This window comes from Mesonia sp. HuA40, assembly GCF_008017835.1.
Lineage (GTDB): Bacteria > Bacteroidota > Bacteroidia > Flavobacteriales > Flavobacteriaceae > Mesonia.
This window is the reverse complement of record NZ_VRLT01000021.1, coordinates 121,850-135,419: the sequence shown is the minus strand read 5'-3', so window position 1 is coordinate 135,419 and position 13,570 is coordinate 121,850. Positions and strand designations below refer to the sequence as shown.

At 33.6% G+C, this 13,570-nt stretch carries 14 protein-coding genes; 11 read left to right on the top strand and 3 right to left on the bottom strand.

Annotation, left to right across the window (positions count from 1 at the left end):
• Window positions 1-12 precede the first annotated feature (12 nt).
• Window positions 13-876 (top strand): ATP-grasp fold amidoligase family protein, encoded by an 864-nt coding sequence (locus tag FT993_RS02640; RefSeq protein WP_147860992.1) that lies wholly within the window; start codon window positions 13-15, stop codon window positions 874-876.
• Here FT993_RS02640 and FT993_RS02635 read toward each other — a convergent pair.
• Window positions 873-1,703, bottom strand: a complete 831-nt coding sequence (locus tag FT993_RS02635; RefSeq protein ID WP_147860991.1) for a glycosyltransferase family 2 protein — start codon at window positions 1,701-1,703, stop codon at window positions 873-875. The genes FT993_RS02640 and FT993_RS02635 overlap by 4 nt on opposite strands.
• A 210-nt stretch (window positions 1,704-1,913) precedes the next feature.
• Here FT993_RS02635 and FT993_RS02630 point away from each other — a divergent pair, with 210 nt between their 5' ends.
• Window positions 1,914-2,672, top strand: coding sequence for a glycosyltransferase family 2 protein (locus FT993_RS02630; RefSeq protein ID WP_147860990.1), 759 nt, complete (start codon window positions 1,914-1,916; stop codon window positions 2,670-2,672).
• 7 nt (window positions 2,673-2,679) lie between these two features.
• On the opposite strand, the gene FT993_RS02625 is transcribed toward FT993_RS02630, so the two are convergent.
• Complete coding sequence (locus FT993_RS02625) at window positions 2,680-3,438, bottom strand: lipopolysaccharide kinase InaA family protein (protein WP_147860989.1); 759 nt, start codon at window positions 3,436-3,438, stop codon at window positions 2,680-2,682.
• A gap of 184 nt (window positions 3,439-3,622) precedes the next feature.
• Between FT993_RS02625 and FT993_RS02620 the strand changes: the two genes are divergently transcribed.
• The 7 genes from FT993_RS02620 (at window position 3,623) to FT993_RS02590 (ending at window position 10,618) form a co-directional block, all read left to right on the top strand.
• Window positions 3,623-4,669 (top strand): glycosyltransferase family 4 protein, encoded by a 1,047-nt coding sequence (locus FT993_RS02620; protein WP_147860988.1) that lies wholly within the window; start codon window positions 3,623-3,625, stop codon window positions 4,667-4,669.
• Complete coding sequence (locus FT993_RS02615; RefSeq protein ID WP_147860987.1) at window positions 4,648-5,610, top strand: glycosyltransferase family 2 protein; 963 nt, start codon at window positions 4,648-4,650, stop codon at window positions 5,608-5,610. The genes FT993_RS02620 and FT993_RS02615 overlap by 22 nt, the downstream gene beginning before the upstream one ends.
• Window positions 5,611-5,858: 248 nt before the next feature.
• Window positions 5,859-6,419 carry an L-threonylcarbamoyladenylate synthase gene (locus tag FT993_RS02610; RefSeq protein ID WP_147860986.1) on the top strand — a complete coding sequence of 187 codons (561 nt, stop codon included), beginning with the start codon at window positions 5,859-5,861 and terminating at the stop codon, window positions 6,417-6,419.
• Between the two features lie 30 nt (window positions 6,420-6,449).
• Window positions 6,450-7,904: a CCA tRNA nucleotidyltransferase gene (locus FT993_RS02605; protein ID WP_147860985.1), complete on the top strand. Its 1,455-nt coding sequence runs from the start codon at window positions 6,450-6,452 to the stop codon at window positions 7,902-7,904.
• Between the two features lie 14 nt (window positions 7,905-7,918).
• Window positions 7,919-8,935, top strand: coding sequence for a COX15/CtaA family protein (locus tag FT993_RS02600; RefSeq protein ID WP_147860984.1), 1,017 nt, complete (start codon window positions 7,919-7,921; stop codon window positions 8,933-8,935).
• A 39-nt stretch (window positions 8,936-8,974) separates the two neighbouring features.
• Complete coding sequence (locus tag FT993_RS02595) at window positions 8,975-9,508, top strand: plasmid pRiA4b ORF-3 family protein (protein WP_147860983.1); 534 nt, start codon at window positions 8,975-8,977, stop codon at window positions 9,506-9,508.
• A gap of 51 nt (window positions 9,509-9,559) precedes the next feature.
• The gene (locus FT993_RS02590; RefSeq protein WP_147860982.1) at window positions 9,560-10,618 is read left to right on the top strand and encodes a nucleoid-associated protein; all 1,059 of its coding nucleotides are present in this window, start codon (window positions 9,560-9,562) and stop codon (window positions 10,616-10,618) included.
• Window positions 10,619-10,656: 38 nt separating this feature from the next.
• Here the strand turns inward: FT993_RS02590 and FT993_RS02585 are convergent, their stop codons facing one another.
• Window positions 10,657-11,724 carry a hypothetical protein gene (locus FT993_RS02585; RefSeq protein WP_147860981.1) on the bottom strand — a complete coding sequence of 356 codons (1,068 nt, stop codon included), beginning with the start codon at window positions 11,722-11,724 and terminating at the stop codon, window positions 10,657-10,659.
• Between the two features lie 88 nt (window positions 11,725-11,812).
• Here FT993_RS02585 and FT993_RS02580 point away from each other — a divergent pair, with 88 nt between their 5' ends.
• Window positions 11,813-12,721, top strand: coding sequence for an ABC transporter ATP-binding protein (locus FT993_RS02580; protein ID WP_147860980.1), 909 nt, complete (start codon window positions 11,813-11,815; stop codon window positions 12,719-12,721).
• 2 nt (window positions 12,722-12,723) lie between these two features.
• A complete protein-coding gene (locus tag FT993_RS02575; protein WP_147860979.1) occupies window positions 12,724-13,557 on the top strand; it encodes an ABC transporter permease in 834 nt (277 codons plus the stop codon).
• Window positions 13,558-13,570: the final 13 nt, after the last annotated feature.

Below are 13,570 nucleotides of genomic sequence, written 5' to 3'. Positions count from 1 at the left end.
ATTTTAAAAAAAATGAAATTTCTCCCTCCCGAGATCTATATGCCCATTTACTATGAATACTACTTGGGTAAGAAATTAGATTTGAAAAATCCTGTGGAGTTTAATCAAAAAATACAGTGGCTGAAAACCTATTACCACCCAGATATCCTTACCAAATTGGTTGATAAGTATGCGGTAAGAGAATATGTAAAAGAAAAAGTGGGCGAACAATACTTGAATGATTTAATCGCAGTTTATGACAAAGCCTCCAAAGTCAATTTTGACGAGTTACCTAATAAATTTGTAATTAAAGGCGTGCACGGCTTTCACTTTAACCTCATCGTTAAAGACAAAACAAAGCTGAACCGAAATAAAGCAAGGTTTTTAATGAATAAATGGATGCATAAAAACCAATACTATCGTGGCGGACTTGAATGGGCTTATAAAAATGTTCCTCCCAGGTTAATTGCAGAAAAGTACTTAGAAGAAATGGACAAAGATGTAATCTTAGATTATAAATTCTTTTGTTTCAACGGAGAGCCTAAATTTGTTCAAATAGACTTTGAACGCGGGGTAAACGATCAACGTGCTTTTTATGACTTAGATTGGAAAAAATTAGACTTGCATAAAAAGTCAGTTAAAATTTATGAAGGTGAGTTGGAAAAACCGAATAATTTTGAAGAAATGATTCAGGTGGCGAGAACATTAGCAGATAAATTTCCTTTTGTAAGGGTGGATCTATATTCTATTAAAAACAAAACTATTTTTGGAGAAATGACATTTTATCCTGCCGATGGAAGAAGTGACTTTTACCCTGCTCATTACAATAAAATTTTAGGAGATATGATAAAACTACCAATATTACCTAAAAACAAGAAAGAAATAAAAGAGGTTTAATTGGTTTTCTTTTGAATACCAAAAGCTGTCCACTTTGACTTTTTATTTTTAGTAGCCGCTCTGATGGCAAGATTTTTATTTATAGACTCGGGTGTTTTATAACCGCGCGGATGATCAAGATGCACACAAATGGCAGAATAACGAATTTGTTTAGATTTTATGCCGTAATTAAATAGGCGCTCGCCAAGCTCACGATCTTGTCCTCCGTATTGCATGCGTTCATCAAAACCATTTACCGCCAATATATCTGCTTTCCAACCGCTGGCATTATGACCATTCCAACTGGCATTGGTTGGTGTAATAAAATTTAGAATTGCAATTAGCTTATTGTTAGCACGCAACTTAGTGTTTTTAAAAGATGCTTTAAGTCCGCGAGCTTTTAACCATGCCACATCAAAACAACGTTGTTTAAAAATATCTTCTTTAGTTATTAACTCAGATATAGTCAAGGGCAACATAAAATAACCGCCAGATAAAAAATATCCTTTTTCCCTGTACGCTAAGTGCTGGCTTACGAAATCTTGTCTTGGAATGCAGTCACCATCAGACATTAAAATGTAATCGCTGTCACAAGCCAGAATCGCTTTGTTTAAAATTTTAGATTTTTGAAATCCTTCATCTTCTTGCCAAATATGTTTAATCTTGAAAGGCAAATTGGGTTGCAATTGCTTGATCAAGTCAAATGTTGGTTGTTTAGAGCCGTCATCGGCTAACACTAATTCAAAATTATCAAAATTTTGACAAGCATAACCCCAAAGCACTTTTTCAAGCCACTTTTCAGAATTATAAGTACTTATAATAACCGATATTTGAGGTTTTGAGAACACGTATGCTAACTAAATCTTTTATAAACGAGTCAAAAATAAACATTTCACTTAGAAAATTACAGTGATTTATAAAAAACCCTAAAAAAACGCAACCTTTTTTTATTTGCTACATCTAGAAGTAGAACCGGTAGAATATTTTTTTGCTAAATGCTACCTTAGGCTTTAAATAAATTCTATTTTTGCCCCTTAGTATAAAAGTCAGTTTCTTTTTTGGAAAAATTAACAGCCATAATACCTACTGGAAATGAACTTCACAATATTGAAGAAGTCATTCAATCGGTTCATTTTGCCGATGAAATTTTGGTGGTTGACAGTTTTAGCACGGATGGGACCTACGAAAAAGCAAAAAATTTAGCTAGCCGTGTTATCCGAAGAGAATATAAATACTCTGCTTCACAGAAGAATTGGGCTATCCCTCAAGCAGAACACCAGTGGATACTATTGGTTGACGCAGATGAACGTGTAACCCCGCAATTAGAGAAAGAAATAAAGGCAATTCTCGCTACCCCACCACAAGACGGTACGGTTGGCTATTGGATTGGTAGGAAAAATCACTTTATGGGTGAACCCGTAAACCATAGTGGTTGGAGAAATGATAAGGTTATTCGCCTATTTAAACGAGATTTTTGCCAATACGAGGACAAAAAAGTTCACGCCGAAATTATAGCTAATGGCAAATTAGGAAAACTAAAAAATAAATTTTATCACAACACCTATATTTCATTAGACCAATACTTAGAGAAGATGAATAGGTATGCTTGGTGGCAGGCAAAAGATTATGATAAAACTACAGGCAAACTTACCGTCTACCATTTTGTCATTAAGCCCTTATGGAGTTTTTTTAAACATTATTTTTTGCAATGCGGTTTTAGAGATGGTGTAGTAGGATTTATCATTGCCTACATAAAAAGTTATACCGTAGTAATGCGTTACGCCAAAGTATGGTTATTACGCAAAAACCGAAGGTGATCCTCGGTTACTTCCAAAACTTAATTTTCTTTTTTAATCTTTTTTTTCGCTTAAACTTTTCTTGAAATTCTTGTGTTGCTGACCACATCTTTTCAAAAACCACATCAAAAGGTACTTGCATACATTTCGCATATTCGTCACTCATTATCTCTACCATTTTTTTATGTGTGGTCAACCTTGCAAAATTTTTAATGCGTTCGTCAAGGTTCAAAGATTTAAATAGCATCCTGTTAAGATCTACCAAATAAAAATTAGGTTCACCATTTTCAAGTTTAATCAGGGTGTTACCCGGCGAATGATCGAGAAATAGTATATTATTCTCGTGTAGCTCAAAAGTAAATCTGGTAAAAGCTCTTAAAATTTTCTCATAATTAGGAATAGTAAAATCTTTTGTGAAATCTCGATAAGTATAGTCTGCCTCAATATGCTCACATACATAATAACTTTTACCAAAACAAAGCAAGCTTTTGGCTTCTAAATAAGCTAATGGCTGAGGTGTCCCAAGGCCGTTTTTTTGCAGATGTTGTGCATATTCAAAAGACCGTTGTGCCTTACTTTTTCTAAAAAATCGGTAAACTACCTTGTTTACTAGATTCGGAATTTTGAAGGCCTTTACGTTAACAGTAATTCCATACTCGGTCTCAAAACACTTAATTTTATTTCGATCTTGATTACCTAACTCAGTACCCTTTAAATCAAAATTCTCTATACAAGAGTAAATAATTTCTTCGGGTAAAGGCAAAGATGGTGCAAAATAAGCTTTCATTTATTTAACTTTGAATGTAAAAAAGATTTATGATTTAAAAGGTAACGCTAAAAAAATCTAACTTTATCTAGACAAACAATTCTGAGTGTAAAATAATAAAATTCAAGTAAGCTTTTCGCTTAAATTCATATAAATAATTATCATACTAATTTAAAATAGTAAGTTTGCAACATAGTTTTTCTTTATGAACACCAAAACCATTTATGTTTTACATAAAAACGGAGCTGACAATCACTATATTGGCTTAAAACAACTTCTTCAAGAAAATGATATAGAAATTAAATTCAGAGAATTTTCTATTATGGGGAAGTTATTTAAAAGCTTGATAAAAGGCAAGCCTAAGCTTTTTAAAAAACAAATTATAAACCTAATCTTTGTCGCAAAATTACTGGTTAGCAAAAATAAAAAAATAGTCCTAGGCATTGCGCCTTTTGATGATAAATTAAGTCGATTATTACCTTTGCTCAAAAAACATAACGTTTATTACCATACTTCTTGGACCTGCTGGGATAAAACTTTTAATCCCAAGCAACCCAAAAACAAAAAAACATATCATGCGTGGAGCTGGTTTTTAAAACATAAAACGAAACATATTTTTTGTGTAACCCAAACAGCTAAAAACAGTTTATTAGCTAATTACCAAATAAAACCTGAGAAGATAAGCGTTGTTTACCACGCGGTAAACGAGGCTTTCTTTACGGATTTTAAAACCGAAAAAAAACAAAATTCTTTTGTTTATGTGGGGCGTCTGGTACAGGAGAAAGGAATAGTAGAGGTTTTAGATTTTTTTAAAAAAAATACTGCTGTACAATTAACTATAATAGGACGTGGAAAGTTAGAGAGCCTGGTTAGAGAAGCTGCTGAATCTACGGAAAATATATCTTATGTAGGAAGCGTAAGCGATAAAGCTAAACTGGCGCAAATTTTAAGCAATCAAAAATATCTTATATTAAATTCTAAAAAAACGAATAAATGGGAGGAACTTTTTGGTATGGTTATTATTGAAGCCATGGCGCAGGGTCTAATCCCAATAAGCAGTAATCATTCGGGCCCATCAGAAATCATCAAAAAAGAAATTGGTTTCGTCTATCCCGAAGGGAAATTAGAATCTACGTTGTTGAGTGTGATCAAAGAAAACCCAAATTCTAAAAAATCAGCTTTAGCTAAAAAAGAAGCTCATTTATTTAATTTACAAAACATCTCAAAAAAATGGAAACCAATCTTAGCATAGAGCCAATTGATGTTAGTTGTATTATTATAAATTACAACACTACTACTTTCACCATAGATTGCGTAAAATCCATTTTAAATACAGAGCAATCTTCGCTTAATTATGAAATCATTATAGTTGATAATGCGTCCTCTTTAGCGGAATACAAACTGCTAAAAAAAGAAGTAGCTTCTATAAATAATGATAAAATAAAGCTATTTCGAAGTAAGAAAAATACTGGTTTTGGAGGTGGAAATATGCTTGGGGTTCAAATGGCTTCTCCCTGCCAATATTACGCTTTTATAAATAACGACACCTTGCACCTTTCTAAAGACACCTTGCAAGAATTAAAGGCTTTTATGGATGAAAATCCGAGTATTGGTATTTGTTCGCCCCAAATGCTAGATCAAAATAAAAATTTTAGAGTTACAATAGATCACTTTTCATCATTAGGAAGAGAAATTTTAAGACGACCTTTATTGGAAGCACTTTTCCCAAAACGTTATTTGAACCGAAAGATTTTTTACGACAAACCTACCCGTGTAGATTATGTTCAAGGATCTTATATGTTTACTCGCGCACAAGAATTTAACGCCATTGGTGGATTTGATGACAACATGTTTCTTTACTACGAAGAATCTGATATCTCACTTCGGCTATTAAAACAGCAAAAATTAAGCACATTCCTGTACCCTGCCTTATCTTATATTCATTACAAAAATGCAAGTACCAAAAAAGGGATTCTTATAAAAATAGAACAAAAAATTTCTTTATTATATTACACGCGTAAGCATCACGGATATTGGCAACATAAAATTTTACTCCTTTATTACATCCTTCGGTATTTCTTCACTAGTATAGTAAAAACAAGGTATTGGAAGCTTTTCTTAATCCTCTTACAAGGCGCACCTTTATCTAAATCTTTAAAACAAAAGCAAAAAATTATAAACTTCGAACAATAAAAACTCAAGGTTAAGAGATTGCTGTGTAACTTTTAACTGGCTAATTTACCTTTTGCAAAGCAGAAGTTAATTTATTGGATACTGAGTAAATTTTAGAAATCAATTCGGGTAAACAGCGTTTTAAAACCAGGCTTAAAATACTTTAAAAAAAAGCTTAAAAACACTAGGCTATTAATGTGTTTTAAACGTTTGTCGCAAAATAAATAGTAACTTTGCCAAAAGGGTTTTTGACTACTTAATATAAAAATATGATTGAAGAAATTAACAAGGTTTTAGGGGTTTTAAAAAAGGGCGGAATTATATTATATCCCACCGATACAGTTTGGGGAATAGGTTGTGATGCCACCAATGCAGACGCAATAGATAAAATTTATGCCCTGAAACGCAGGCAAGAAAGCAAAGCTTTAATCTGCTTAGTTTCAGATTTTAAAATGTTAAATCAATATGTAGAGGAGGTACCAGAAGTGGCTTATGATATTTTAAAATATGCTGCTAAACCTACAACCATCATTTACGATCAACCCATACGTGTAGCTGAAAACATGGTGGCCGAAGATAATACTTTAGGTATTAGAGTTTGCAAGGAGGCATTTTGTAATAAATTGATTCGAAAACTAAAAAGACCTTTAGTTTCCACCTCGGCAAACCTGAGTGGTCAACCCAGTCCAAAATCTTTTCAGCAAATAAGTCCAGAAATTTTAGAGGGAGTCGACTATGTCGTAAATTTGCACCAACATAAAAAAAACAGTTCGCCTTCGGCTATTATTAAATTAAGCCAAGACGGAAAAGTGAAAATAATTAGAAAATAATTAGAAAATAATGCATTATTTTCCCAACCTATGAATGCAAAACTAGATACCGTGACGCAATACCCCGAAGCACTTACTCACCCTATATTTTCCTACATCCAAGAGGCAGCAGAACGCTTGAAAGTAGAAACATTTGCTATTGGCGGATTTGTTAGAGATTTCTTTTTAGAACGCCAAGAAGCTAAAGATATAGATATTGTTTGTGTGGGAAGTGGTATAGATTTAGCACTAGAAGTCTCAAAGCTATTGCCTCATAATCCAAAAGTACAGGTTTTTAAAAATTATGGTACCGCCATGTTGCGTGCTTACGATTTAGAAATTGAATTTGTAGGAGCCCGTAAAGAATCTTATGCTCAAGACAGCAGAAACCCATCGGTTTCAAAGGGCAGTTTAGAAGACGACCAAAATAGACGTGATTTTACAATTAATGCTTTGGCATTGCAATTAAATAAAAATAATTTTGGAGCGCTTTTAGATCCATTCAATGGTATAGAAGACTTAAAGAAAAAAATAATACGTACGCCTTTAAATCCAGATATTACCTATAGCGATGACCCGTTGCGTATGCTAAGAGCCATACGTTTTGCTACGCAGTTAAATTTCAAGATTGAAGATTCTTCTTTAGAAGCTATAACTAAAAATCACACTCGTATAAAAATTATAAGCAAAGAAAGAATTGTTGATGAACTGCATAAAATTTTGAGCGCAGAAAAACCTTCAATAGGTTTTACATTATTGCACCAAACTAAATTACTACAACTCATACTCCCAGAATTAACCGATTTACAGGGAATAGATGAAAAAGAAGGGCAGACTCATAAAGACAATTTTTGGCATACCCTTGAGGTGGTAGATAATATTGCCCCGCACACCCAAAATATTTGGCTACGCTGGTCGGCTTTACTTCACGATATCGGCAAAGCCCCAACCAAGAAATTTCATAAAAGAAACGGTTGGACATTTCACGGTCACGAATTTGTAGGAGCAAAAATGGTTTTTCAATTGTTCAAAAGGTTAAAAATGCCTTTAAACGACAAAATGAAATACGTACAAAAACTTGTTCTTATGTCTTCGCGGCCAATAGCTATTGTTGACCAAGCGGTAACCGACTCTGCAGTGAGAAGACTGGTATTTGATGCAGGTGAAGACTTAGAAGATTTAATGACCTTGTGCGAAGCAGATATCACCACCAAAAACCCAAAACGGTTTAAAAAGTACCACAACAATTTCAAAATTGTTCGACAAAAAATCATAGAAGTTGAAGAACGCGATCACGTTCGCAATTTTCAACCGCCAATATCTGGTGAAGAAATCATGCAAACATTTGATTTAAAGCCTTCCCGTGAAATCGGAATTATAAAAGGCGCTATAAAAGAAGCTATTCTTGATGGAGAAATACCCAACGAGTATGAAGCTGCTCGAGATTTCATGATAAAAAAGGGCGAAAAGTTGGGTTTAAAAAGAGTATCAAATCAAAACGAATAATCGGTTATTTAAAAATGAAAAAAAAAGATAATAAAAGAATAGTTTACTGGCTTTTAACCGGGTGCTTATTATTATTTATAATGGTTATGGTAGGCGGAATTACACGTCTTACCGATTCGGGACTATCTATGTCTAATTACAAATTGATTGGAGGCACAATTCCACCAATCACCGATGCAGAATGGCAAGAAGCATTTGAATTTTACAAGCAATTCCCAGAATACAAAGCCTACAATACCCATTTTGAATTAGCCGATTTTAAGGCCATTTATTTTTGGGAATGGTTTCATCGAGTTTTAGGCAGGCTAATAGGTTTAGTGTTCATTATCCCCTTTCTTTATTTTCTTATTACTAAACAACTCAGTAAAAAAACCATTCAAAAATGCTTAGGCTTATTGGCACTAGGTGCATTTCAAGGCTTTTTAGGCTGGTATATGGTAAAAAGCGGTTTGGTAGATCAACCCGATGTAAGTCATTTTAGACTGGCCGCACATTTAACTACTGCTTTTATAACCTTTGCTTTAACCCTTTGGGTTGCTTTAGACTTAATTTATCCGCAAAGAAGAAAGCCGAATAAACCCATCAAAAAATGGCTGATTATAGGATTCGTCATTTTACTCATTCAAATTATTTATGGTGGTTTTGTGGCTGGATTAAAAGCTGGACTGCTGCACAACCATTGGCCAATGATGAATGAGGGCCAATTTATGCACCATACCGTTTATCTTTTGGAGCCTTTCTATAAGAACCTTATTGAAAACCCAAGTGGAATACAATTTATACACAGAACGCTGGCCTATGCATTGGTGTTAGTTATTCTATTAATTTGGTATAAAACCAGAAAAATGAATTTAGAAGCACAACAAAATATAGCCATTAACACCTTACTTGTGTTGGTTGTTTTTCAATTTATTTTAGGGGTGCTTACCATAATTTATAAGGTGCCACTGGTCTTAGGCTTAGCTCACCAGTTGGGAGCCTTCTTACTTATTTCAGGTATGACATTCGCCTTACATAGATTTAGTAAATAAATAAAAAAGCCTATCTTTGCAAGCCAAAAAATTCACCCTATGGTATATAAATTTAGAATAGTTCTTGACACGTTTGATGATGTATTTAGAGATTTAGAAATAAAAGCCTCCGATAACCTGGAAGATTTACACAATACTATTGTGCAAGCCTTTGGCTTTGATGGCAGCGAGATGGCAAGCTTTTATTTAAGCGATGAAGACTGGACGCAGGGGGAAGAAATTGTGCTATTTGATATGAGCGAAGGCACAAATGAAGTGCGAATGATGAATGAAACGCGACTAGATAGCATCTTATCTCAAAAGCAAACCAAACTCATTTATGTATACGACTTTTTTAGTATGTGGACTTTCTATGTTGAGTTAGCCGATATCACCCAAGAAGACGAAGAGATAGATTATCCTAATTTATTATTTGCGCAAGGGCAACTACCAGACAGCCCACCAGAGAAGCAATTTGAAGCTGACCCAGATCCTAACCAAAAAGAAGAAGACGCTGATTTATTCGATGAATTTGATGACTTTGATAATCTAGACAACTTAGATGATATTGACTATAACCAGTATTGGAATTAACGTTAATTTTTTTTCGCTAAAGCGGAAAACCACTAAACTAAAATATAGTAAATGATAAATTTATATAGCGCTCAAATCGAAAGTCTATCGATACACCGAGTAGGAAATAAAAGCAGAAACGAAAATCTATTTCTTTCACAAAACCCTTTTCAGCTCAACGATGAACTCAATGCGTTGTTAAAAGAATATTTTCTTAAATCTTTTAGAGAAAAAGAAGAGACTTATTATCAATTTACCCATGATGTAGATTTAGAATATCACGATTTATTTAAAGCGGTTAGTCAAATATTTGACAATCCTAGCAAAGCGCACGAGCAATCACAAAAAATAGCCCAGTTATTGTTTAATGAAGGTAAACATCCGCACATTAAAAGTGGTGAGTTATACGTAGTTCATTTTGAAAATTTGATGCTGGACCATGAAAAACTTGATGGCGTAGGTATTTTTAAATCTGAGTTGAAACATGATTTTTTACAATTTGATGAAAATCAAGGAAACTTAGAAGCTATTTTACAACAGGGGGTTAATTTGAATAAATTAGATAAAGGCGCCTTAATTTTTAATAAAAACAAAGAAGAAGGCTATAAAATTTTAAGTATAGATTCAAATAGGTATGATACAAAGTATTGGTTAGAGCAATTTTTACTGGTAGATGTATTTGCAGATGAAAACTTTAATACCAAAAGCTATCTAAAGTTTTGTCAAGATTTTGCTAAGGATGTAGTTTTACCAGCCGAAGACAAACAACAAGAAGTTTTGTTTATGAATCGAGCGGTAAATCATTTTGCAAAAAATGAAAACTTTAAAGAAGACCAGTTTTTAAACGAGGTGCTTGAAAACCCAGAGTTGATACCTGAATTTCAACATTATAAAACAGAAAAAGCACCTAAATATAAAATCGAAGATTTAACCGAATTTCCTGTTTCAAATACAGCTGTAAGTGCGGCTAGAAAGAAAATAAAAAGTGTAATTAATCTAGACACTAATGTACAAATTAAGCTAGATTTTATAAACCCAGAAAGCGCCGAGAAGTTTATTGAAAAAGGCTGGGACGAAGAACGGCAGATGTATTACTACTTAGTTTATTTTAACAAAGAGGATAAAAAATAAGAACACAAAAAAACCAACTTTTCAGTTGGTTTTTTTATTCAAAATTCTTCGAATTCTTTACTGCTTATATCTTGGTAGTTTCTTTTTACAAAGTTAAGAGCTGTTTTTAAAATGTGCCCCATAGATTTGGCCCTTTTAAAACTAATATCGTTTGAAAAATTCATCAACTCTCTTCTTAGCTGTTTTACATTTTCTCGTGTAGAAATTTCATCGGCAATCATACAACGTATCAATTGTTTGTACCTTTTTTGCGTAATTATTAATCTTTTAGCCACTTGGCTACGTTCTTCTTTTTGATACTGCTCTATAGATGATTCTTGTAAATAATCTGCTACGAGCTTTACCATGGCATAATTTTCTTTAAAGAATTGTGGCCGATAAACCTTTAATTTGCCTTCAAAACATTGCTGATCAAAATCTATGGCTCGAATTTGATAAGCCACATGATCAAAATCATGGGTAGGAATTACTACATAGTTATAAGAACGCATATCGCCCAAAAGTCTTATGGTACAGCGCTCATTAAATTTTACAAATTGTTTGGCTATGTACGTTTTATCACGATCATCGCAGGTAGGAAGCATATCATTAATGAAAACATCTCCTGGTATTCCGCTTATATGCTCTTCGATTAAAGTATCTCTATACACTAGGAAACCAATACGATGCGGAGATAACAAGTGTTCAAACTCTAAACCATATATTCGCGAAGCATCTGCTTTCTTCACGTAAAAGTAGGTAACACTATCGTTTAAAATATTACGCACCTTAACTCTAAAAGGTTTTGAATTACCAAAGGTGCAATAATCAATGGCGTCTATATTTAGAAATTTAAAAGAATCATCACTACCATCAGAATATAAGATGGTATAAATCCGCTTTAAGCTGGTATCAATATCACTACGCTCGTGGTCTGGGTAATAACAGCGTACCCAAAGGGTGTCTTCGTCTTTCTCATCATACACCACTATACTTCCCGAAAAGCGCAACAAATCTTCATAAAACACAGGAATCTTTGTACTTCTATTATATTTTACCAAATAGGCCTTTAGCCTTTCATTAATAGGAAATGCTGGTTTTCTTTTAGACATTAAACGATCTGACATGCTTATTTTTTTATCAAAAATACTAATCTTCGCAGTATAAATACGGTAACATTTATGTAAGTTTATCGTTTTATAAAAAAACAAAATATTGAATACAATACTTACTCTTGAGAATATAACCAAAAATTATGGTAAAATTACAGCGGTAAATCAGCTTTCTTTTACCATTGAAAAAGGCCACGTTTACGGAATCTTAGGACCTAACGGAAGCGGTAAATCAACCACTTTGGGTATTGTGCTCAATGTAGTAAACGCTACTAGTGGTTCGTTTAAATGGTTTAATGGTGAAGAAAGCACACATCAGGCGCTTAAAAAGGTAGGTGCGATTATCGAAAGGCCCAATTTTTATCCGTACATGACCGCATACCAAAACCTCGCTTTGGTTTGTAAAATAAAAAATGTATCCACATCGGCTATAAATGATAAATTAAAATTGGTAGGCTTACTCGATCGAAAAAACACAAAATTTAGTGCCTTTTCTTTAGGGATGAAACAAAGGCTGGCCATTGCTTCTGCACTTCTCAACGACCCCGAAATTTTGATTCTAGATGAACCTACTAATGGTTTAGACCCACAAGGAATTCATCAAATTAGAGAAATCATTAAGACCATCGCAAAAATGGGCACTACCATACTTTTAGCTTCTCACCTTTTAGATGAAGTAGAAAAGGTATGCGACCACGTGGTAATTTTACGAAAAGGGCAAAAACTATATGCCGGCCCTGTACACGAACTCACAGCCAATCACGGTTATGTAGAGCTTAATGCTAAAAACACCCAGCAACTAATGGAGGTTCTAGAAGCCAACAAACTATTTGAGCGTGTAAGTAAACAAGATGAAGATGAATTTATTACCGCCTTTTTATCTGAGCCCGCTAAAGCTGAAGAAATAAATGAGCTATTAATTAAAAAGGGCATCATACTTTCTCACCTCGTTAAACGAAAAGAAAGCCTCGAACAACAGTTTTTACAACTTACCAGTCAAAAAAACACCTAAGCATGAAAAGACTTTTACAAATTGAATTTCAAAAATTAAAACACAGCCGTTCTGCACGTGTTTTAAGTATAATATATTTCGCTTTATTTACACTCATTGCTCTATTTGCATCGATCCGCTTTAAGTTTGGAGGTATAGATTTTCAGCTGGCCGACCAAGGAATTTTCAACTTCCCTTACATTTGGCATTTCAACACTTATTTTGCTGCTTTTTTAAAGATTTTTCTAGCCATTGTTATTGTATCAATGATGTCTAATGAGTACAGCAACCGCACCCTCAAACAAAACCTTATTGACGGTTTAAGCAAAAAGGAATTTATCCTTTCTAAATTCTATACCGTAGTAGTTTTTTCATTAGTTTCTACCCTATTTATTTTTATTGTATCGCTTATTCTTGGAATTATATTTTCAGATTACGACGAGTTGAGCATCATTTTTTCTGATCTCGAGTACCTCTTAGCTTATTTTATAAAGTTGATTGGTTTCTTTAGCTTCTGCATGTTTTTAGGTATTTTTGTAAAGAAATCGGCTTTTGCCTTAGGTTTTCTTTTTGTTTGGTGGATTTTTGAAAATCTACTTTACGGTCTTATTCGTTGGGAGATAGGAAATGAAGAAGTAGCAAGAAATATTACCCAATTTTTCCCTCTAGAATCTATAAGCAATCTGGTTAAACAGCCCATTTCTAAATTAAATGTTATACAAAGTACCGCTAACCAATTGAACACTGATCTTCAATTTGATTCGAATGTTTACCTTTATCAGATTCTAATCGTTTTAGTTTGGATTCTCATTTTTGTATGGGGAAGCTATGCTTTATTAAAACGCCGAGACCTTTAAAAATACAGACTTA